Source organism: Streptomyces hokutonensis (assembly GCF_000376565.1).
Taxonomy (GTDB): Bacteria; Actinomycetota; Actinomycetes; order Streptomycetales; family Streptomycetaceae; genus Streptomyces; species Streptomyces hokutonensis.
On record NZ_BARG01000084.1, the window covers coordinates 54,295 to 75,465 of the forward strand.

The window sequence follows — 21,171 nt, forward strand, 5'->3', positions numbered from 1 at the left end:
CACGATGATGGGTGGAGTGGTGACGACATGCCACCTCCCGACCGCTCAGTGCGATTCCACTCGGTGGGAATCCGTTCGACACGCGATTCCACGAACCGGCGAAGGAGACCGCGATGACGAATTCCGGAGAGGCATCCGGTGTGGTCCAGCGCGCGTTACGGGCCGCGACCCCGCAGCCGCCGCAGCTGACCACGCACATCCCCGACTGCGGCACCAGCTCGCTGGCCGACCTGGGGTCGATCGACCAGCACACGCTGAACAGGCTGCTGTCGACCGGGCGGCCACGGGGCTCCGGCTTCAACTCCAGCGTCTGACACCCCGGACACCATGGACCGATGACCGCCGGGACAAGAGCGTTCCGCCAGTTCGTCCTCAAGGTGCACAGCAGATGCGACCTCGCCTGCGACCACTGCTACATCTATGAGCACGCCGACCAGAGTTGGCGCCGCCGGCCGCGGGTGATGTCGGACGAGGTGGCGCGGGCGGTCGTGGCCCGCATCGCCGAACATGCCAGGGCCCACCCCGAACTCCCGCGCGTGCACGTCATTCTGCACGGCGGTGAACCCCTGCTCGCCGGCCGCGAGCGGCTCGCCCGGATCGCCCGGGACCTGCGCACCGCACTGGACGGCGTGTGCGAACTCGACCTCCGCATGCAGACCAACGGCCTCCGCCTGGACGAGGAGTCGTGCCGCATGCTGGTCCGCGAAGGGATCAGCACCGGCGTCTCCCTCGACGGCGACCGCGCCTCGAACGACCGCCACCGCAAGCGGGCCGACGGCACCGGTTCGTACGACGCCGTCGTCCGCGCGGTACGGCTCCTCGGCTCGGCCCCCTACCGCAGCGCCTTCGCGGGCCTGCTGTGCACCATCGACACGGCGAACGACCCCCTCGACGTGTACGAGGCACTGGCCGCGCTCGACCCGCCGCGCGTGGACTTCCTTCTGCCGCACGCCACTTGGGACCATCCGCCGCGCGGCGGCGCCGCCCACGCGCGCTGGCTGATCGCCGTCCACGACCGCTGGCGCGCCGACGGCAGACCCTTCCCGGTCCGTGTCTTCGACTCGATCGAGGCCGGGCGGGACGGTCAGGAGTCCTTCACCGAGGCGCTCGGCCTCGGCAGCCCCGACCTGGTCGTCGTCGAGACCGACGGGGAGATCGAGCAGGCCGACTGGCTCAAGACGGTCCAGGAAGGCGCGCCCGGCACCGGTTTCCACGTCCTGCGGCACAGCTTCGACGAGGCGGCCGCCCACCCCGGCTTCCTGGCCCAGCACGGGGGAGTGGAGGCGCTGAGCCCGCAGTGCCGCGCGTGCCCCGTGGTGCGGATCTGCGGGGGCGGCCTCTACGGCCATCGCCACCGGGCCGACAACGGCTTCGACAACCCCTCCGTCTACTGCGAGGACCTCTTCCGGCTGATCGGACACGTCCTGCGAACTCCCCGCCCGCAGCCGGTGAGCCGCCCGCACACGCTGACCGCGCACGGCTTCGACTCGCTCGCCTCCGGCGACGGGGACGCCGACGCGCTGCGTGCCCTGGCCGCCGCCGAGGCCAGCGTCCGCCGGATGCTGCTCGGTGCCGTGTGCGCCCGCTACCCCGGCCCCGAGGCGAGCGCGGTGACCCGGCTGGACCGGCACCGGCCCCGGGAGACCGCCGGGACCGTGCGCCATCCCCACCTCGGCACCTGGGCGGTGCGCGCCCTCGAAGGACGGCTGCCGGCCCCCGCCGTCCGCCGGCGACTCGGCGAGATCGCCGCCGCGACGGCACTGCGGGCGGGCTCCGGCTACCGGCTCGCGCTGCCGGAGGACGCCGACCAGGCGCACCTGCCCGGGATCGGACGGCTGACCCTGCCACCCGGCCACGGACCGGCCGAACTGATCGCGCGCGAGGGCGACTTGCTGATCGCGCTCCGGCCCGCCCGCGACCCGCTCCCGCTCGCCCGGGCGGCGGGACCGGACACCGGCGTCGGCTGGGAACCGGTACGCCGTCTCGCCACGGGCGAGGCCACTGTCCTCCTGGAGGACGGCGACCCCCACCGCGACGGGTTCCCCGCCGAGCCCGCACCCCGGCCTGACGAGGCCGAATACGCCCGCTGGGCCCGCCTGTTCGCCGAGGCAGGCGCACACCTGCGCACCCGGTACCCGCACCGCGCGCCAGGGATCCGCGCCCTGCTCGCCACCTGCACCCCGCTGCGCGCGGCGGACGGCCCGGGCGGCGTGGCGGTCGACCCGCACGCCTTCGGCGCCCTCGGCATCGTCCTCCCGTACACCGCCGAGGAGTTGGCCGGACTGCTCGTGGAAGGAGTCCAACAGATCAAGTTCAACGCCCTGTTGGACCTCTTCGACCTGGCCGGCAGCGACGAGTCCAGGGAAGACCTCCGGTCCGCGTACCTCAACCGCCCCCCGGCGCAGGCCGTTTCCCTCGACGGCCTCACCGACTACGGACGCCGGATGGCCGTCAGGCTGCGAGGCTGACGGGGGATGCACACAGCGGTCTCCCTCACCGCCGATCTGCGCGAACTCGGCGTCGAGAAGGGCATGACGCTGCTGATGCACGCGTCCTCGCGGTCCCTCGGCCGGGTCCGCGGCGGCGGCCCCGCGACACTGCGCGCGCTGCGGGGCGCGCTCGGCCCCGAGGGCACCTTGGTGGTACCCACGTTCACCGAGGGAAATTCGCTGACATCACGGACGTACCTCCACTTGACGCAAGGCCTGACACGACATCAACTCCTGGCCTACCGTGAAAACATGGAGCCCTTCAGCGCGGCTTCCACCCCCTCCTACGGCATGGGACGGCTGGCGGAGGTGGTACGGGGCGACCCGTCCGCCGTGCGCAGCACCCACCCGCAGACGTCCTTCGCCGCGCTCGGCCCCGGGGCCGCCCGGATCACCTCCGGGCACGCCCCGGACTGCCTGCTCGGCGAGCGCTCCCCCCTCGGCCGGCTGTACGAGGAGGAGGCGTACGTCCTGCTGCTGGGCGTCGGGTACGAGCCCTGCTCGGCCTTCCATCTCGCGGAGTACCGGCAGCCCGGCGCGGTCCGCCGCCGCTACGACTGCCGGGTGCTGACCGACGACGGTCCGCGCTGGACCCACTTCGTCGACGTCGACCTCGACGACAGCGACTTCGGGCAGCTCGGCCACTGGCTGGAGACCCGGGCCCCCGGCGGGCGCGAGCGGATCGCCCGCGGCCGGATCGGCGCCGCCGACAGCCGGCTGTTCCCGCTGCGCTGGGCCGTCGACACCGCCGCCGACTGGATGGCCGCCGGCCGCACCGCGCCCCGGGACCGCTCCGCGGGGGCCGACCATGCCTGAGGTCGGCGGCGGCAAGTACCGGGCACACCGCGGCGTCCAGCGGTCGTACGGCTTCCTCAGTTACGGCCGTACGCCCCACGTACCGGAGAGCCACAGACCGCCGGACAAACAACTGCGGGACTTCCACGCGGAGTTGACCGACCATCTGCTGCAGATCACGGACCTGGACGCCAAGACCCCCGCGGTCTACCTGGACACCCGGATCCAGCTCGGCATCGGCTGGGAGGACGAGTTGAAGCTCCGCCTCGCCCACTGCCAGGTCCTGGTGCCGGTGCTCTCCCGGCGCCTGTTCAGCAGCAAGTGGTGTGCCCTGGAATGGAAGTGCTTCGAGCTGCGCCAGCAACTCCAGCGCGAACAGGGGAAGTTCACCCGCAACGCCATCGTCCCGGTGCTGTGGAACGGGCTGCGCCCCGACGAGATCCCCCTTCCCTACTCGGCCGTCGAGTACGACCACCAGGACCTCGGACCCGACTACACGAACCTGGGGCTGCTCGGCCTGCGCAACCACGGACGGCATCCGACCCACCGCAAGGTGGTCTACCAACTCGCCCTGGAAATCGTCGAAGTGGCGGTCACCGCCGGACTGGAACCGTGCGACCCCAGCCTCTTCGACGACCTCTTCGACGAGCTCGTCAACTCACCGAACGGCTCGGCGGGGGAGGAACACTGATGCACGGCGGCCGTTCCACCGAAGGCGTGCGCGACAGGGCGCCCCACTTCTTCCTGAGTTACGCCCCCGTGCCCTCGCCCGTCGGCGACGTGGACGCGGCCCGACCCGAGGCCGACAAGGACGTGCGGGAGTTCTACGCCGACCTGAGCCGGGCGGTCGCGGGCGCGAGCGGGCCCTTCCCCTCGTCCTCCCTCGGCTATCTCGGCGCCGCCGACCGCGCCGGACCCGAGACGGCACGCGCCCTGCACCGCTGCCGCAGCTTCGTGCCCCTGATCACCCGCCGCTACTTCACCGACGTGTACTGCGGCCGCCAGTGGTACGCCTACACCCACCGCGCCCCGCGAGGCGCCCTCATCCCGGCGCTGTGGACGCCGGTGCCGACCACCGCCCGCCCGGTCCCCGTCGACCTGGGACTGCCCGTGCCCGAGCGGCCGGTGACACCTGTGCGCGTGGCCGAGGACGCGCAGGTCCGCTACGCGAAGGGCGGCCTGTACGGGCTGCGGCAGTACTACGACCACCCGGAGTACTACGACCAGTGCGTCCGCAGGATCGCCCAGTGCGTCGTGCAGGCCGTCCGCCGGGCACCCGAACCCACCCCGGACGAAACGGAGTTCACCGATCTGGACACCGTCCCCGACGCGTTCGCCGCCTCGTCCTGGCACCCGCTCGGCATCGCCGTGCTCGCCCCGGACGTCCACCATCTGCCACCCGACCGCAGTGACACCAAGTACGGCCGCGAGCCACGGGACTGGCAGCCCTTCAGCGACGGCTACGCCACCCCGCTCGCCGAACGCACCGCCGAACTCGCCCGCAATCTCGGCTTCGCCACCGAGATCCACACCTACGACGAGGCCGAACCCGTCTTCCTCGGAGAGCGCGAGGCCAGGAGCCCGTGGGTGCTCATCCTCGACCCCTGGATCCTGCACGACCGCACGGCCCTGGACCGGCTGCGCGCCTTCGACGCCCGCGACCTGCCCTGGGTGACCGTGCTGACCCCGCTGGCGGACGACCCGCAGACCAGGAACGCCCGCGAGGAACTCGCCGCGCTCCTGCGGTCCGCGCTGCCCCGGCGGCTGAGCAGCGGCCGGGCCATCCAGCGCGGCGCCGCCGCCGGCATCGAGAGCTCGGAGGCGTTCAACTCCCGCTTCACCGAACTCGCCGACAGCGCGGCCCAGCAATACCTCAACCGTCCACTACGATCCTCACCCAGGCCCCCGGCGTCGGTGAAGCGCCCCCACGCCGCTCCCGGCGGACCGGTCGCTCCCGCCCCGGACGAGGCCGATCCCCAGGGTGACCAGGAGGCCCAACCGTGACCGGCGTGCTCCCCCGCCCCGACGGCGGCAAGATCGTCACGTTCTACAGCTACAAGGGCGGCACCGGTCGCACCATGGCACTCGCCAACTCCGCCTGGATCACGGCCTCGCGGGGCAAACGGGTCCTGGTCGTCGACTGGGACCTGGAGGCGCCGGGACTGAGCCGCTTCCTGGACCCGTTCCTGGAACCGAACGCGGCGCACGACCGCCGAGGCGTGCTCGAGATCATCAACGACTACGTGCTCAAGTTCGAGGCCATGCACGGCGCCGAGATCGACGACGCGTGGATCGCCGAGCAGGCAGACATCGGCAACGCGGTCTCCCCGCTGCTGTGGAGCTTCCCGGGCGGCGGCCGGCTCGACTACCTCTCGGCGGGCCGCCAGAACCGCAACTACTCCTCGATCTTCTCCCAGTTCAACTGGAACCGCTTCTACGAGGACCAGTACGGCGGCCAGTTCCTGGACGCCCTGTGCGCCCAGTTCCGGCAGGGCTACGACTACGTCCTCGTCGACAGCCGTACCGGTCTCAGCGACGTCTCCGACATCTGCACCATCCATTTCCCCGATGTGCTGGTCAACTGCTTCACCCACAACAACCAGAGCATCGAGGGCGCCGCCGCAGTCGCCCGCAGGGTGGAGGACACCTACCGCGAGCGGCGCATCCGGATCCTGCCGGTGCCGATGCGCGTGGAGGACTCCGAGGCGGACCGGCTGGAGGCCGCGCGGGCCAAGGTCCGGCTCACCTTCGACCAGCTGCTGGTCCGCACCCCGCACGTCGAACCGCGCAGCTACTGGGGCAACGTCGAGGTGCCGTACAAACCCACGTACGCCTACGAGGAGATCCTCGCGACCTTCCGCGACGAACCCGGCACGCACGCCTCGCTGTTGGCCGCCTGCGAGCGGCTGACCGCGGTCATCACGGAGGGCGAGGTGACCTCGCTGGTCCCGATGACCGACGAGGAACGGCAGAACTACCTCAAGACCGTGGTGCGCCGCCGGCCGCCGGACCCCACCCATGTCTTCCTCAGCCATGTGCCCGAGGACCAGATGTGGGCGGACTGGATCAGGCGGGTCCTCTCCGACGCGGGCTTCACCGTGGGCGACGCCCGCTCCGAGGACGGCTTCGCCGCCGGTGTCCCGCTGCGCGACGACACCGACAGCAAGGTGCGCGGCGCCTCGCGCACCCTGGCCGTACTGTCCGCCGCCTACCAGAAGTCCCCGCAGGCCAGGGCGGTCTGGGAGGCCGTGGCCACCGCCGACCCGATGGGCTCGCGCCGCACCCTGGTGCCGGTCCGGGTGAGCGACGCCCGGCTGGAACACCCCTTCTCCGACCGGATGCCGATCCATCTGAGCAACATGACCGAGGCGCAGGCCAGGAAGGCCCTCCTGCGGGCCCTCGACGCCCAGGTCGTGCAGGGCGAGCACCCCGCCGACGGCTCGGGCAGCGGCCCCCGGTTCCCCGGCGCGGAGCCGCCCGTGTGGTCCGTGCCCGTGCGCAACGCGGCCTTCACCGGACGCACCGAGCTCCTGGAGGACCTGAGACTGCGGCTCTCGGACACCGGCACCGCCACCCTCCTGCACGGCATGGGAGGCGTCGGCAAGACCCAGCTGGCCACCGAGTACGCGCACCGCTACCGCGGAAACTACGACGTCGTCTGGTGGATCGAGGCGGAGTTCGGCGACCTCGCGCTGCGCCAGTACTCCGAACTCGCCTCCCACCTCGGCGTCGACGAACGCGAAAGCATCAGCGCCACCGCCGACGCGGTCCGCGACGAACTGCGCAGGGGCGCGAAGTACGACCGCTGGCTGCTGATCTTCGACAACGCGACGACCCCCGAGTCCATCGAGCGACTGCTCGTCAACAGCCCGGCCGGCCATGTGCTGATCACCACCCGCAACGAGGGCTGGGCCCAGATCGGCGAGCGGGTCGAGGTCGACGTCTTCTCCCGCACGGAGAGCGTCGAGCACCTGCTGCACCGGGTGTCCGCCATCAGCGCCGAGGACGCGGACCGGGTCGCGGAGGCCCTCGGCGACCTGCCGCTCGCCGTCGACCAGGCCGCCGCCTGGCTGAACGAGACCGGCCAGGACGCCGCCGAGTACCTCGAACTCCTGGAGCCCCAACTGGCGTCCCTGGAAGCCGTCGAGGACTCCCGCAACTACCCGCTGCAGGTCGGCGCGACCTGGAACATCTCCATCCAGCAGCTCAACTCCCCCTTCGCGCTACGGCTGTTGCAGCTGTGCTCGCACTTCGGCGCCGACCCCATCTCCTTCAACCTGGTGCACGGCAGGGAGATGAGCGACGCCCTCAACGAACTCCAGCCGGGCAGCGCCGGCACCGCACTGGTGTCCCGGGCCATCCAGCAACTGCACCGCTACGCCCTCGCCAAGGTCGACCGCAAGAGCAAGAGCATCCAGGTGCACCGGCTCGTGCAGGCGGCCGTGCGCTCGTCGATGTCCGAGGAGGAACAGGAAGAGGCGCTGCGCGTCGTGCGCAACGTCCTCAGCGGTGCGCGCCCCTCCGAGAGCGACGTGGAACACCCGGACAACTGGTCGCGCTACAACACCATCTGGCCCCACCTGAAGACACCGTGGACCAAGGACTCGCTCGACGACCGGATCCGGCTGCTGATGACCGAGTGGCTGCGCTACCTGAGGGCGCGCGGCGAGTACGCGGACGCCGTGTCGCTCGCCGAGGAGCTACTGATCAAGTGGGAGAAGGAGGCGGGCCCTGACGACCGCTGGACCCTGCACCTGCGCTTCGAGATGGCCAACGTGCTGCGTTTCCAGGGCTGGTACAGCAGGGCGCTGGAGATCGACGAGGACGTCTACGAGCGACAGCGCGCGGCCCTCGGCGACGACGACAACCACACGCTGATGACGGCGGGCAGCCTGACGGCGGACCTGCGGGCGGTCGGCCGGGTGGGTAGGGCGCTGGAGATCGACCGCGACACCTACGGGCGTTCCGTGGACCTCCTCGGAGACGACCATCCCCGGACGCTGTTCGCGGCGAACAACCTGGCCGTGTCGATGCGCACGGCGGGGGACTGCTTCGAGGCGCAGACCATCGACAAGGACACCTGGGACCTGCGCGCGCAGACGCTCGGCCCCAAGCACCCCTACACGCTGTTCTCCCTGATCAACCTCGGCCGTGACCAGCGCTCCTGCGGCGAGTACGAGGCCTCGCACGAGACCCTGCGCGCCGTCCACGAGACGGCCGTGGAACTCGGGCCGGAGTCACCGCCCGCGATGGAGGCGGCGAAGGCGCTCGCCATCACACTGCGCCGGCTCGACATGCTGGACGACGCCATCGAGCTCAGCCAGGGCGTCCTGGACATCTTCCGGCGGCGCCTGGGCGACACCTCGCCCGAGACGCTGGTGGTGCGCCTCGGCCACGCGGGCCATCTCGCGGCGGCGGACCGGCACGAAGAGGCCTGCGAGGAGACCGCCGAACTGCTCGGCCGGTTCCGGGCCGCGCTCGGCGAGGGCCACCCCAACACGCTTGCCTGCGCGGTCAATCACAGCATCAACCTGCTGTCGACCGGCCGGCCGGTCGAGGCCCGCGAGGTGTGCGAACAGGCCCGTACGGCGCTGCAGACCACCATGGGACCGGAGCACCCGTTCAGCATGAACTGCCAGATGAACCTGGCGAACACCGAGGCCGCCCTCGGCGAGGTCGCGAAGGCCGAGCGCAACTACCGCCAGGCGTATGAGGAGTTGTGCGTGCGGCTCGGCCCGGACCACCCCACGCCCCTCACCTGCCGGGGCAACCTCTCGATCCTGCTCCGGGAGATCGGCCGTACCACCGAGGCCGAGCAACTGGCCCGGGAGAGCCTCGACGGGCTGAGCGACAAGCTCGGCGGGGAGCACTCCAAGGTGGTCCGGCTGCGCGCCGGTCAGCGGGTGGGCCTGGAGCTCGACCCGCACCCGATCTGACGCGGCCCGCGCCCGGCCCGGCGGCGGGGGTCAGGCCGTGGGGGCCGTGGTGGCGCCGGCCCGCGCCCGCTCCCGGAGCCAGCCCAGCACCTCGGGCAGCACCGGGACGGCCGCGAAGTGCGCCGCCGACGGCTGCAGTACGACGGTGGCGTGCTCGATCCGCCCGGCCAGCCACTTGAAGTGCTCGACGGGGGAGAACACGTCGTGCTCGCCGTGCCACAGCAGGGTGGGCACGGTGATCTCCTTCGGGTCGAAGCCCCACGGCGTGCTGAACGCGATGGCGTCGTCGATCCAGCCGTCCGCGTTCCGCTCGATCCCCGTCTTGAAGTTCTCGTGGAGCATCCGCCGGATGCCGGCGTCCGCCACCACCTGCCGGTCCACGTCGGGCATCTCGCCGTCCAGATCCGACAACAGCGCCATGGGGTTGGTCCGCATGGCGTCCGCGTTCTGCACCAGGGTGCTCTGCAGCAGGGAGAGGTTCTCGCGGGCGTTGCGGTACTCGCGGACGTTGGACTCGGTCATCCCCTCGAACCAGTCGTCCATGTCCTCGGCGTCCGGCGGCGCCAGGCTCACCAGTACGGCGGCGCTGCTCACCCGGTCGGACAGCTTCGCGGCACACGCGAGCGCATGCGGACCGCCTCCGGACCGGCCGACGACGGAGAACTCCTTCAACTTCAGGAAATCGGCGATGAGTTCCACGTCCGCGGCGGCGTCGACGACCTGCCGGCCCGGCACGCGCGTCGAACCGCCGTACCCGGGACGGTCGTAGGCGATCAGATGGATGCCCAGCTGATAGAGCACCATCGACCGCGGACGCGGTCCCTGATGGCTGCCGGGGGTTCCGTGCAGCAGAAAGACGGGGTGCCCCTGGGGATCTCCCCAGGAATCGAAATCGAGCCTGCGTTTCCCGTCTTTGCTGTGAGCGGCACGCGCCACTCCTGCCTCCCGTCCACCGGCCGTCACGACTGCCGGAATCCTCTCAGAACGACGGGCACCTTGGACACCTTGGACTCAGCTTCTCGTGTCGGCGTCATCCCGTCACTGGAAAACGACGGGAATGTCGAAAACCTGACCGAAGAAGGCCAGCTTATGCCTGTTTCGCCTGACCGGCCCCCGGTGTGAAGGCCTCCAATTCGGTGCAAGCGGGACTTACCGTGAGGCGCTCGGACCGTGCACCGCACGCGGCCCGGTGACCTCCGCGCCCAACTCCGTCACCCTGTGCCGCAGTTCACGGTCCGCCGTGACCACCAGACAGGCCCGGCCGCCCGCCCCGGCGACCAGTTCGACCATACGGTCGTCCCCGCTGCCGGGCGCCGAGTCCACCCGTACACCCGGGACGGACTCCACACCACGGGCCGCGCCCTCCACGACCAGGACGATCTCCACGGGGTCCGGGCGCCCCGGCACCCCGTCCGCCGCCAGCCGGTCCCGGAGTCGCTCCGCGGCGCCCCGCCGGTCCCGCCACCAGCCGTCGGGCACCGACCCGACGACGTTCGCACCGTCGACGATCACGAGCAGGGGAGTGTCCTCTTCCATGGGGCCAGGGTCCCACGGGGGCGGGGAGCGCTCGCCCCCGTGAAAAGGACCCGCTCCGCCGGAAAGAACCCGCCCCAATTACAGTGAACCGGTGAACGGCGACTGGCTCATACGCGGCCGTGACGGCCGGCTCAGTGTCTATCTGCCCTCGGGCGACGCCGTCCTGTGCCGTGCGGAACGCGGCCCCGACGGCCTCTGGGGCGCCCCGCGCACGGTGGGCGGCGACCAGAAGCTGCACCCGGGGCTGCTCGGCATCGGGCAGGGCGCGGACGGCTACGCCCATCTGGCGGCCTGGCGTCCCACGGTGCCCGGCGAATCCGGCCTGGTCCACTCCACGCACTTCCGGCCCCGGCTCACCGCCCTCGACTGGACCCCGGTCGGCCACCCGGACCGGACGGGCGACCGCACCGGCGTCCCGGCGGTCGCGGTCGACGCGGAGGGGCGGGCCCATCTCTTCGTGCGCAACAAGGCGGGCGGGGTGAGCATGCTGGCCCAGCGGGAGAAGGGCGGCTGGGATCCCTGGCGCGACCTCAAGGGCACCGACGTCCACGAGGACCTGGCCGCGGTGACGGGGGAGTCCGGCACGGTCGAGCTGTACGCGGCGGTGCCCGGCGCGATCCTGCACTGGCGCCAGCTCGAGCCGGGCGCGCAGCCGGTCCTGGAGGAGGCGATGGAGGCCAGGATCAGACCGGGCACGCTCCGCGCGCTGGCCACCTCCCCGGAGACGACCACCCTCTACTACACGGACGACTCCGGCGACCTCTGCGCCTGGCGCCCCGGCGGCAAGCCGCTCACCCTGCTGGCCTCCGCGGGCCCCGGTCCGGTCTCCGCCGTCCGCTGCGAACTCGACGGCTACGACTGCACGTTGCTAGCCCAGCGCTCGGCCAGCGGCCGGGTCGCGTTCGCCGCGTACCCCACCGAGCAGGAGTCGGCGGGCGCCTGGTGGACCGAGTCGGGCCCCCAACTCCCGGCGGACGCCGAGGTTTCGCTCACCCTGGACGAGAACGACCGGGTCGCCGCCGCGACATTGTCCCCGTCCACCGGTCAACTCCTTCTCACCCGGCGGAAGGACGAGCCGGGCCTGGCCCTGGAGGCCTGGCGGGAGGTGTGAATGCGCCATGATGACCACCGTGGACACCGAATCACTCATCGCCGTGTGGCGGCGTATCCTCGACGGCTCCGAAAAGCCGTGGGTCCTGTTCGAGCACGGCACCTGCGTGTTGCTCGAGGAGCCCGACGGCGACCCCGCCGAACAGGCCACCGGGATCCTGCGCGAGTTCGGCCCCGTACAGGTGGCGACGTCGGCGGGCGACTTCCGCGTACTCGAACTCAAGAACGGCGAGGGCTGGTTGGTGACGAGCCATCACCGGGACGTCGTCACCTTCGTCGGGACGGACGAGCCCGACGACCCCTCGCATCTGGCCGTCGGCATCCACGGGCGGTCCAAGCGCGACCAGGACGGCACCGAACTGCGCGTCGTCCACGTCGAGGACGTCCCCTGACATGCCGGTGCCCGGTACATCGGCCGATGTACCGGGCACCGTACGACCGGAGTTACGCCGGAACGCTCGCCACACCCGGCGCCAGGAACGGCTTGCCGTTCACCCGCGCCGAGACGCCCTCGCGGTCCAGGTACGGCGTGATGCCGCCCAGGTGGAAGGGCCAGCCGGCGCCCGTGATCAGGCACAGGTCGATGTCCTGCGCCTCGGCGACGACACCCTCGTCGAGCATGAGCCCGATCTCCTGCGCCACCGCGTCCAGGACCCGGTCCCGCACCTGCTCCTCGGTCAGCACGGAGTCACCCTGCTTCAGCAACGCGGCGACCTCGGGGTCGAGTTCGGGCTTCCCGCTGTCGTAGACGTAGAAGCCGCGCTTGCCCGCCTTGACGACGGCCGCGAGGTTCGGGGAGACCGTGAAGCGGTCGGGGAAGGCCCGGTTGAGGGTCTCCGAGACGTGCAGACCGATGGCCGGACCGACCAACTCCAGCAGAACCAGCGGGGACATGGGCAGACCGAGCGGCTCTACGGCCTTCTCGGCGACCGCGACCGGGGTGCCCTCGTCGATGACGTTCTGGATCTCGCCCATGAAGCGGGTGAGGATGCGGTTGACGACGAACGCCGGGGCGTCCTTCACCAACACCGCTGTCTTCTTCAGCTTCTTGGCCACCGCGAACGCGGTCGCGAGCGAGGCGTCGTCCGTCTGCTCGCCGCGCACGATCTCCAACAGGGGAAGGATCGCGACGGGGTTGAAGAAGTGGAAGCCGACGACCCGCTCGGGGTTCTTCAGCTTCGACGCCATCTCGGAGACGGACAGCGAGGAGGTGTTGGTGGCGAGGATCGCGTGCGCCGGGGCGACCGCCTCGACCTCCGCGAACACCTGCTGCTTGACGCCGATCTCCTCGAAGACGGCCTCGATGATGAAGTCGGCGTCCGCGAAGCCCTCGGCCTTGTCCAGCACGCCGGTGACCAGGGCCTTGAGGCGGTTGGCCTTGTCCTGGTTGATACGGGACTTCGACAGCAGCTTGTCGATCTCGGCGTGGACGTAGCCCACACCCTTGTCGACGCGCTCCTGGTCGATGTCCGTGAGGACGACCGGTACTTCGAGGCGGCGCAGGAAGAGCAGGGCGAGCTGCGAGGCCATCAGACCGGCGCCGACCACACCCACCTTGGTGACCGGACGCGCGAGCGACTTGTCGGGCGCGCCCGCCGGCCGCTTGCCGCGCTTCTGCACGAGGTTGAACGCGTAGATACCGGCGCGGAGTTCGCCACCCATGATCAGGTCGGCAAGGGCCAAGTCCTCGGCATCGTAACCCTGTTGGAGGTCGCCGTTCTTCGAGGCCTCGATGATGTCGAGCGCACGGTAGGCGGCCGGGGCCGCGCCGTGCACCTTGGAGTCCGCGACGAAACGGCCCTTGGCGACGGCCTGGTCCCAGGCCTCGCCGCGGTCGATCGCCGGACGCTCGACCTTGATCTCGCCCTTGAGGACGTTCGCCGTCCAGATCAGCGACTGCTCCAGGAAGTCCGCGCCCTCGAAGAGCGCGTCCGCGATCCCGAGGTCGAAGACCTGCTGGCCCTTGAGCTGCTTGTTCTGGTTGAGGCTGTTCTCGATGATCACCGAGACGGCCTTCTCGGCGCCGATCAGGTTCGGCAGCAGCGTGCAGCCGCCCCAGCCGGGGACGAGGCCGAGGAAGACCTCGGGGAGGGAGAAGGCCGCGATGTGCTTGGAGACCGTGCGGTACTCGCAGTGCAGACCGACCTCGACGCCACCGCCCATGGCCGCGCCGTTGTAGTACGTGAAGGTCGGTACCGCGATGTCCGCGAGGCGCTTGAAGACCTCGTGGCCGCCCTTGCCGATGGCGAGCGCGTCGTCGTGGTTCTTGAGGAGCTCGACGCCCTTCAGGTCCGCGCCGACGGCGAAGACGAACGGCTTGCCGGTGATGCCGACACCGACGATCTCGCCGGCCGCCGCCTCCTTCTCGACCTGGTCGATGGCGGTGTTCAGGTTCGCCAGCGAGGCCGGACCGAAGGTGGTCGGCTTGGTGTGGTCGAAGCCGTTGTCCAGCGTGATGAGCGCGAACCGCCCGGCGCCGTACGGCAGTTCGAGGTGGCGGACGTGCGCGGACGTCACGACCTCGTCCGGGAACAGCTCGGCCGCACCCTTCAGAAGCTCGGTGGTGGTGCTCACTTGTCCCCCTCGAAGTGCGGGTTCTCCCAGATGACCGTGGCGCCCATGCCGAAGCCGACGCACATCGTCGTCAGGCCGTAGCGGACGTTCGGCTGCTCCTCGAACTGGCGGGCCAGCTGCGTCATCAGGCGGACGCCCGACGAGGCCAGCGGGTGACCGAAGGCGATCGCGCCGCCGTACTGGTTGACGCGCTCGTCGTCGTCCGCGATGCCGTAGTGGTCCAGGAAGGCCAGCACCTGTACGGCGAAAGCCTCGTTGACTTCGAAGAGGCCGATGTCACCGATGCCGAGGCCCGCCTTGGCGAGCGCCTTCTCGGTCGCCGGGATCGGGCCGTAGCCCATGACCTCCGGCTCGACGCCCGCGAAGGCGTACGAGACGAGGCGCATCTTCACCGGCAGGTTGTTCTCGCGGGCGAAGTCCTCGCTGGCGATGATCGACGCGGTGGCACCGTCGTTGAGACCGGCCGCGTTGCCCGCGGTGACCCGCCCGTGCACCCGGAACGGCGTCTTGAGCCCGGCGAGGTTCTCCAGGGTGGTCCCCGGACGCATCGGCTCGTCGGCGGTGACCAGACCCCAACCGGTCTCGCCCACCTGCTCGTTGGTGTTGCGCACCGAGATCGGCACCAGGTCCTGCTGGATCTTGCCGTTGGCGTACGCCTTGGCGGCCTTCTCCTGCGAGCGCACCGCGTACTCGTCGGCGCGCAGCTTGGTGATGTGCGGGTAGCGGTCGTGCAGGTTCTCCGCCGTCATGCCCATGAACAGTGCGGAGTCGTCGACCAGCTTCTCGCTCACGAACCGCGGGTTCGGGTCCACGCCCTCGCCCATCGGGTGGCGGCCCATGTGCTCGACACCACCGGCGATGACGGCGTCGTAGGCACCGAAGGCGATGGAGCCGGCGGTGGTCGTGACGGCGGTCAGCGCGCCCGCGCACATGCGGTCGATGGAGTAACCGGGCACCGACTGCGGCAGCCCGGCGAGAATGCCCGCGGTCCGCCCCAGGGTCAGCCCCTGGTCACCGATCTGCGTGGTCGCGGCGATCGCGACCTCGTCGATCTTCGCGGGGTCCAGACCGGGGTTGCGGCGCAGCAGCTCCCGGATCGCCTTCACGACGAGGTCGTCGGCCCGGGTCTCGTGGTAGATGCCCTTCGGGCCCGCCTTGCCGAACGGGGTACGGACGCCGTCTACGAAGACGACGTCCCTGACGGTACGAGGCACGATTGGCTCTCCTCCAGGGTGCGGGATCTGCACTGCTGCGATGCGCTGAGCGCGCGCTCAGGAACCATGCTACTTGTGAGTAACCAGGCTGCCCAGTCCCGGGGCTCCAAGCGGCGAACGTCACACCCCGGAACCCTCGCGATCATGCTCCGGGCGGTCCGGTCGACCCCCGCGCGGTCAGCACCGGAGCGGGCACGGGATGCGAACCGGAACCCTCCCCGGTGATCACCCCGAACAGCGTCCGTGCCGCGTCCGCGCCGAATCCGTGCACATCATGGCTCATCGCGGAGAGCGTCGGGTACGTGATCCGGCACAACTCGGAGTCGTCCCAGGCCAGCACCGACACATCGGCAGGCACGGCGAGCCCCAGCTCGGCGGCGACGGCGAGCCCCGCCACCGCCATGACGTCGTTGTCGTAGACGATGGCCGTAGGCCGGTCCGCCACCGCATCCGTCAGCAGCGACCGCGTGGCCCGAGCCCCCGCCTCCCCCGACTGATCGGTGGCCAGCTGCCGGGCGCCAGCCAGCCCCAGCGCACGCACCGCCGCGTCGAAGGCGTCGGTCCGCAGCGCGGTGAGCGCGGCCACCCCACCCACCCGCGCGATCCGCCGATGCCCGAGCCCGGCCAGATACCGCACCGCCTCCGTGACGGCGCCGGCCTCGTCGCTCCACACCGAGGTGAGCCCTCCGGTCAACGACGGATGCCCCACGGCCACCACCGGCAGCCCCAGCCGCCGTACCACCGCGACCCGAGGATCGTCGGCCCGAAAATCCACGAGTATCGCCCCGCCGACCTGCCGAGCCCGCCACCACGACTCCTGCAGCCCGACCTCGTCCTCCGCACTCCGCACCAGCCGCAACAGCAGCGCACAGGAATGCTCGACCAGCACGCTCTCCACCCCGGACACGAACTCCATGTAGAACGGCTCGAGCCCGAGCAGCCGCCCCGGCCGGCACACCGCCAGCCCTACGACATCCACCCGCGCCCCGGCCAGCGACCGCGCGGTGGGATGAGGCGCCCACCCCAACTCCCGCGCGGCCCCGAAGATCCGCTCCCGCGTCGCCTCCGACAACCCCGGCTTGTGATTGAAGGCGAGCGACACCGCCCCCTTGGACACACCGGCGAGGGCGGCAACGTCCTTGATGGTGACGCGAGTTGTGCTCATCGAGGGGGAGTCTCGCAGCACCTCCGGCGCCTTGTGACCCGTTCGCCGACTTCAAGGATCTTGGCGCGATCTAGCCGCTTCAGCTTGAGGCTTTTAGGGGCACGGGGCTGTATCGATTTGCGGCTCCGCCGCGCGGGCGCGACCAGCCACAGCCGACCCGCACCCGCCGCACAACAGCAGCCGCTACGGTGCTTTCGCGGACAAAGCCCCCGCCAAAACAGGCGCCACCTGCTCCACCTGCCACGGCCGAGCCCCATACCCGGCAAGAGCCGCGCCCACAGACTCCACATCCACACTCTTCGGCGGCTCCCAGCAAACCCGCCGAACCGTGTCCGGAGTAATCAGATTCTCCTGAGGCATGTTGAGCCCCTCGGCAACCGCAGAAACCGCAGCGCGCGCCGCCGACAACCGAGCCGCGGCCTCGGGATCCTTGTCCGCCCAGGCCCGGGGCGGTGGCGGCCCGGTGACCGGCTGCCCGGGCTGCGGCAGCGCCGAGTCGGGCAGGGCCTTGGCCCGATCGACGGCCGCCTGCCACTGCTCCAGCTGCCGCCGCCCCATCCGATGCCCGAACCCGTTCAACGCGGCCAGCGCCTGCACATCCGCGGGAAGCGACAGCGCGGCCTCCACGATCGCCGCGTCGGACAGCACCTTCCCCGGCGACACGTCCCGCCGCTGCGCGATCCGGTCCCGCGTCTGCCACAGCTCGCGGACGACTCCGAGCTGCCGGCGCCGCCGTACCTTGTGCATCCCGGACGTGCGGCGCCACGGGTCCTTGCGGGGTTCGGCGGGCGGCGCGGCCGCGATCGCGTCGAACTCCTGGCGGGCCCACTCCAGCTTGCCCTGTCTGTCGAGCTCCTTCTCCAGGGCGTCCCGCAGGTCGACGAGGAGTTCCACGTCCAGGGCCGCGTACCGCAGCCACGGTTCGGGCAGCGGGCGGGTGGACCAGTCAACGGCGGAGTGTCCCTTCTCCAGGACGAAACCGAGGACGTTCTCGACCATCGCACCCAGGCCGACCCGCGGGAATCCGGCGAGCCGACCCGCCAGCTCGGTGTCGAAGAGCCGCGTCGGCACCATGCCTATCTCCCGCAGACACGGCAGGTCCTGGGTGGCGGCGTGCAGCACCCACTCGACGCCGGAGACGGCCTCGCCGAGGCCCGACAGGTCGGGGCAGGCGACGGGGTCGATCAGCGCGGTGCCCGCGCCCTCGCGGCGCAGCTGCACCAGATAGGCGCGCTGTCCGTAGCGGTAGCCGGACGCGCGCTCGGCGTCGACGGCGAGGGGGCCCGTGCCGGCGGCGAAGGCCGCGATCGCCTCGGCGAGGGCGTCCTCGTCGGCGATCACGGGCGGAATGCCCTCCCGGGGCTCGAGCAAGGGGATCGGCGCCGTTTCGACGTCGTCCGGAGGGGCGCCTCCGGTGGTTCGCAGTGAGCTGTCTGCTGCGGTTTCTTGGGCGTCGGTCACGTGTCAAGGGTATCCGTGTATGGACAACGCCCGCCGACGGAACGTTCCGTCGACGGGCGTCTGGGGGTCGTAAACCAGTCAGGTAAGTGAAAGATCCGGTTCACGGCTCGGCGGGGGAGTGGAGGACGTGGTTCCGGGGCAGGGTCAGTGGATGATTCCGGTGCGCAGGGCCACCGCGACCATGCCGGCGCGGTCGCCCGTGCCGAGCTTGCGGGCGATGCGGGCGAGGTGGCTCTTGACGGTCAGTGCGGACAGGCCCATGGAGACGCCGATCGCCTTGTTCGACTGGCCCTCCGCGACCAGACGGAGCACCTCGACCTCACGGCCGGACAGTTCGCGGTAGCCGCCCGGGTGGCTCGGGGCACCCGGGGGGCGGCGGTGCATACGGGCGGCGGCGGAGCCGATGGGAGCGGCGCCGGGTCGGGTGGGGAGCCCGACGTTGGTGCGGGTGCCGGTGACGACGTAGCCCTTGACGCCGCCCGCGAGGGCGTTGCGCACGGCACCGATGTCGTCGGCGGCGGACAGGGCCAGGCCGTTGGGCCAGCCTGCGGCTCTGGTCTCGGAGAGCAGGGTGAGTCCGGAGCCGTCGGGAAGGTGGACGTCTGCCACACAGATGTCGCGGGGGTTGCCGATGCGGGGACGAGCCTCCGCGACGGACGAGGCCTCGATGACGTCGCGCACACCGAGCGCCCACAGGTGGCGGGTGACGGTGGAGCGGACGCGCGGGTCGGCCACGACCACCATGGCGGTCGGCTTGTTCGGGCGGTAGGCGACCAGGCTTGCGGGCTGCTCGAGGAGAACGGACACCAGGCCTCCTGGGGTGTGGGACGACTTTCAAGGTCACAGTCGTCTTCGGCAGCAAACCCGCGGTCCTTTAGAGAAAGATCACGATTTAGTGAGTAGCAATCAGTGCAATTCGGACACGCTGTCGATCGTTCGGTGAACGAAACGGTTCGTTCGAGGGGTCACTCCTGATTGAAAGTGGCCGTATCGACAAAGACACCGCAAGTGCTCGGTAAGTCCTCGGTGTGACGGAGGTAAGGCTCAGCGTGACTGCGGACCCCGGCGCTGCGGCAGCGTGACGATGGACGCGTCGCCCGGACCCGCCGGCGGCAGGCCCGCGACCTGGGCCAGCAGATCGCACCAGGAGGCCAGATGCGCGGCCGCGTCCGGGACACCGCCGAGCCCCTCGCGGGGCGTCCACGAGGCGCGGATCTCGATCTGGGAGGCCGACGGGCGCTCGGACAGCCCGCCGAAGTAGTGGGAGCTGGCCCGGGTGACGGTGCCGCTCGGCTCGCCGTAGGTCAGTCCGCGGGTCTGCAGCGCGCCGGTCAGCCATGACCAGCACACGTCGGGGAGCAGCGGATCCGCCGCCATCTCCGGCTCCAGCTCCGCGCGCACCAGCGTCACCAGCCGGAACGTGCCGTGCCAGGCGTCGTGCCCGGCCGGGTCGTGCAGCAGCACCAGCCGGCCGTCGGCCAGGTCCTGGTCGCCGTCGACGACCGCGGCCTCCAGCGCGTACGCGAAGGGGGCGAGGCGCTGTGGCGCCGGTGTCGGGTCGATCTCGATCTGCGGTCGCAGCCGACTGTTCCGCAGGGCCTGGACCGCGGCCTGGAAAGCCGGCGGTGCCGTACCGCCCCCATCCCGGTCCCCCTCCTTGGAGTCGTCCATTCCGTCAGCGCCGTCCGACAGTCGTCCCTGAGCCGCAGCCATGCGGGAAGATTAAGGGGAACGGAGGCATCGTGCGGGACTAGACACCCGCTCTTGCGTTCAGCACACCGTGCAATCGCCTTCCGGCGCCGTGCGAGACTTGCCCCGTGAGTGTCAACCAGAGCCCCACGGGCCAGCAGCCGACCGCCACTTACGACTCCGCCTTCATGAAGGCGTGCAGGCGCGAGCCCGTACCGCACACACCCGTGTGGTTCATGCGGCAGGCCGGGCGCTCGCTGCCCGAGTACCGCAAGGTGCGCGAGGGCATCGCGATGCTCGACTCCTGCACGCGCCCCGACCTGATCACCGAGATCACCCTCCAGCCCGTGCGTCGGCACGGCGTGGACGCGGCGGTCTACTTCAGCGACATCGTCGTCCCGCTCAAGGCCATCGGCATCGACCTCGACATCAAGCCCGGCGTCGGCCCGGTCGTCGAGAAGCCGATCCGCACCCGCGCCGACCTGGCCCGGCTCCGCGACCTCACCCCCGACGACGTCTCCTACGTCACGGAGGCCGTCGGCCTGCTGACCGCCGAGCTCGGCTCCACGCCCCTCATCGGCTTCGCCGGCGCGCCGTTCACCCTCGCGAGCTACCTCGTCGAGGGCGGCCCGTCCCGCACGTACGAGAACGCCAAGGCGATCATGTACGGCGACCCCGAGCTGTGGGCCGACCTCCTCGACCGCCTCGCCGAGATCACGACCGCCTTCCTCAAGGTCCAGATCGAGGCGGGCGCCAGCGCCGTCCAGCTCTTCGACTCCTGGGCCGGCGCCCTCGCCCCCGCCGACTACCGCCGCTCGGTCCTCCCCGCCTCCTCGAAGGTCCTCAAGGCCGTCGAGGGCTACGGCGTCCCCCGCATCCACTTCGGCGTCGGCACCGGCGAGCTGCTCCAGCTCATGGGCGAGGCCGGAGCGGACGTCGTCGGCGTCGACTACCGCGTCGCGCTGGACGAGGCCGCCCGCCGGGTCGGCCCCGGCAAGGCCCTCCAGGGCAACCTCGACCCGACCGTCCTGTTCGCCCCCACGGAGGCCGTCGAGGCGAAGACCGACGAGGTCCTCGAAGCGGCGAAGGACCTTGAGGGTCACATCTTCAACCTCGGGCACGGCGTGATGCCGACCACCGACCCGGACTCGCTCACCCGGCTCACCGAGTACGTCCACACCAGGACGGCCCGCTAGACGCGC

Annotated in this window: 17 protein-coding genes; 9 read left to right on the top strand and 8 right to left on the bottom strand. The window is 71.0% G+C overall.

The window, feature by feature from the left end; all coding sequences use genetic code 11:
• Positions 1-113 precede the first annotated feature (113 nt).
• The 6 genes from SSP08S_RS43475 to fxsT are packed head-to-tail and all read left to right on the top strand — an operon-like array spanning position 114 to position 9,220.
• The gene (locus SSP08S_RS43475) at positions 114-314 is read left to right on the top strand and encodes a hypothetical protein (protein ID WP_019073929.1); all 201 of its coding nucleotides are present in this window, start codon (positions 114-116) and stop codon (positions 312-314) included.
• Positions 315-335: 21 nt separating this feature from the next.
• Positions 336-2,468 carry an FxsB family cyclophane-forming radical SAM/SPASM peptide maturase gene (locus tag SSP08S_RS57035; RefSeq protein ID WP_019073930.1) on the top strand — a complete coding sequence of 711 codons (2,133 nt, stop codon included), beginning with the start codon at positions 336-338 and terminating at the stop codon, positions 2,466-2,468.
• A gap of 6 nt (positions 2,469-2,474) precedes the next feature.
• Positions 2,475-3,305 carry an AAC(3) family N-acetyltransferase gene (locus SSP08S_RS57040; RefSeq protein ID WP_019073931.1) on the top strand — a complete coding sequence of 277 codons (831 nt, stop codon included), beginning with the start codon at positions 2,475-2,477 and terminating at the stop codon, positions 3,303-3,305.
• Positions 3,298-3,975 carry a TIR-like protein FxsC gene (locus SSP08S_RS57045; protein WP_019073932.1) on the top strand — a complete coding sequence of 226 codons (678 nt, stop codon included), beginning with the start codon at positions 3,298-3,300 and terminating at the stop codon, positions 3,973-3,975. Before SSP08S_RS57040 ends, SSP08S_RS57045 begins: the two co-directional genes overlap by 8 nt.
• Positions 3,975-5,288, top strand: coding sequence for an FxsC protein (gene fsxC / locus SSP08S_RS43495; protein ID WP_019073933.1), 1,314 nt, complete (start codon positions 3,975-3,977; stop codon positions 5,286-5,288). Before SSP08S_RS57045 ends, fsxC begins: the two co-directional genes overlap by 1 nt.
• Positions 5,285-9,220 (top strand): FxSxx-COOH system tetratricopeptide repeat protein, encoded by a 3,936-nt coding sequence (gene fxsT, locus SSP08S_RS43500; protein WP_019073934.1) that lies wholly within the window; start codon positions 5,285-5,287, stop codon positions 9,218-9,220. Before fsxC ends, fxsT begins: the two co-directional genes overlap by 4 nt.
• Before the next feature lie 30 nt (positions 9,221-9,250).
• Here the strand turns inward: fxsT and SSP08S_RS57050 are convergent, their stop codons facing one another.
• On the bottom strand, positions 9,251-10,156 hold the full coding sequence (locus SSP08S_RS57050) for an alpha/beta fold hydrolase (RefSeq protein ID WP_051106090.1): 906 nt from the start codon (positions 10,154-10,156) through the stop codon (positions 9,251-9,253).
• Between the two features lie 213 nt (positions 10,157-10,369).
• Positions 10,370-10,756, bottom strand: a complete 387-nt coding sequence (locus SSP08S_RS43510; RefSeq protein ID WP_019073936.1) for a PIN domain-containing protein — start codon at positions 10,754-10,756, stop codon at positions 10,370-10,372.
• Between the two features lie 91 nt (positions 10,757-10,847).
• Here SSP08S_RS43510 and SSP08S_RS43515 point away from each other — a divergent pair, with 91 nt between their 5' ends.
• Both SSP08S_RS43515 and SSP08S_RS43520 read left to right on the top strand, forming a co-directional pair.
• Positions 10,848-11,867 (top strand): PLL family lectin, encoded by a 1,020-nt coding sequence (locus SSP08S_RS43515; protein WP_019073937.1) that lies wholly within the window; start codon positions 10,848-10,850, stop codon positions 11,865-11,867.
• 10 nt (positions 11,868-11,877) lie between these two features.
• Positions 11,878-12,258, top strand: coding sequence for a hypothetical protein (locus tag SSP08S_RS43520; RefSeq protein WP_026179346.1), 381 nt, complete (start codon positions 11,878-11,880; stop codon positions 12,256-12,258).
• Positions 12,259-12,310: 52 nt separating this feature from the next.
• Here the strand turns inward: SSP08S_RS43520 and SSP08S_RS43525 are convergent, their stop codons facing one another.
• From SSP08S_RS43525 to SSP08S_RS43550, 6 genes are all read right to left on the bottom strand, one after another.
• The gene (locus SSP08S_RS43525) at positions 12,311-14,440 is read right to left on the bottom strand and encodes a 3-hydroxyacyl-CoA dehydrogenase NAD-binding domain-containing protein (protein ID WP_019073939.1); all 2,130 of its coding nucleotides are present in this window, start codon (positions 14,438-14,440) and stop codon (positions 12,311-12,313) included.
• On the bottom strand, positions 14,437-15,654 hold the full coding sequence (locus tag SSP08S_RS43530) for a thiolase family protein (RefSeq protein ID WP_019073940.1): 1,218 nt from the start codon (positions 15,652-15,654) through the stop codon (positions 14,437-14,439). Before SSP08S_RS43530 ends, SSP08S_RS43525 begins: the two co-directional genes overlap by 4 nt.
• 142 nt (positions 15,655-15,796) lie before the next feature.
• The gene (locus SSP08S_RS43535; protein ID WP_019073941.1) at positions 15,797-16,819 is read right to left on the bottom strand and encodes a LacI family DNA-binding transcriptional regulator; all 1,023 of its coding nucleotides are present in this window, start codon (positions 16,817-16,819) and stop codon (positions 15,797-15,799) included.
• Between the two features lie 183 nt (positions 16,820-17,002).
• Positions 17,003-18,280 carry a ribonuclease D gene (locus SSP08S_RS43540; protein ID WP_019073942.1) on the bottom strand — a complete coding sequence of 426 codons (1,278 nt, stop codon included), beginning with the start codon at positions 18,278-18,280 and terminating at the stop codon, positions 17,003-17,005.
• 144 nt (positions 18,281-18,424) lie between these two features.
• A complete protein-coding gene (locus SSP08S_RS43545) occupies positions 18,425-19,087 on the bottom strand; it encodes a response regulator transcription factor (protein ID WP_019073943.1) in 663 nt (220 codons plus the stop codon).
• A 237-nt stretch (positions 19,088-19,324) separates the two neighbouring features.
• On the bottom strand, positions 19,325-19,951 hold the full coding sequence (locus SSP08S_RS43550; protein WP_019073944.1) for a DUF3000 domain-containing protein: 627 nt from the start codon (positions 19,949-19,951) through the stop codon (positions 19,325-19,327).
• Between the two features lie 206 nt (positions 19,952-20,157).
• Between SSP08S_RS43550 and hemE the strand changes: the two genes are divergently transcribed.
• Complete coding sequence (gene hemE / locus SSP08S_RS43555; protein ID WP_439654599.1) at positions 20,158-21,165, top strand: uroporphyrinogen decarboxylase; 1,008 nt, start codon at positions 20,158-20,160, stop codon at positions 21,163-21,165.
• Positions 21,166-21,171: the final 6 nt, after the last annotated feature.

What these genes read in the sequence shown, in the direction of transcription:
- SSP08S_RS43520 (WP_026179346.1), top strand. Translation starts at nt 11,878, where the DNA reads ATGACCACCGTGGACACCGAATCACTCATCGCCGTGTGGCGGCGTATC.
- fsxC (WP_019073933.1), top strand. Translation starts at nt 3,975, where the DNA reads ATGCACGGCGGCCGTTCCACCGAAGGCGTGCGCGACAGGGCGCCCCAC.
- SSP08S_RS57040 (WP_019073931.1), top strand. Translation starts at nt 2,475, where the DNA reads ATGCACACAGCGGTCTCCCTCACCGCCGATCTGCGCGAACTCGGCGTC.
- SSP08S_RS57035 (WP_019073930.1), top strand. Translation starts at nt 336, where the DNA reads ATGACCGCCGGGACAAGAGCGTTCCGCCAGTTCGTCCTCAAGGTGCAC.
- SSP08S_RS43510 (WP_019073936.1), bottom strand. Translation starts at nt 10,756, where the DNA reads ATGGAAGAGGACACTCCCCTGCTCGTGATCGTCGACGGTGCGAACGTC.
- hemE (WP_439654599.1), top strand. Translation starts at nt 20,158, where the DNA reads ATGAAGGCGTGCAGGCGCGAGCCCGTACCGCACACACCCGTGTGGTTC.
- SSP08S_RS57045 (WP_019073932.1), top strand. Translation starts at nt 3,298, where the DNA reads ATGCCTGAGGTCGGCGGCGGCAAGTACCGGGCACACCGCGGCGTCCAG.
- SSP08S_RS43535 (WP_019073941.1), bottom strand. Translation starts at nt 16,819, where the DNA reads ATGAGCACAACTCGCGTCACCATCAAGGACGTTGCCGCCCTCGCCGGT.
- SSP08S_RS43475 (WP_019073929.1), top strand. Translation starts at nt 114, where the DNA reads ATGACGAATTCCGGAGAGGCATCCGGTGTGGTCCAGCGCGCGTTACGG.
- SSP08S_RS43550 (WP_019073944.1), bottom strand. Translation starts at nt 19,951, where the DNA reads ATGGACGACTCCAAGGAGGGGGACCGGGATGGGGGCGGTACGGCACCG.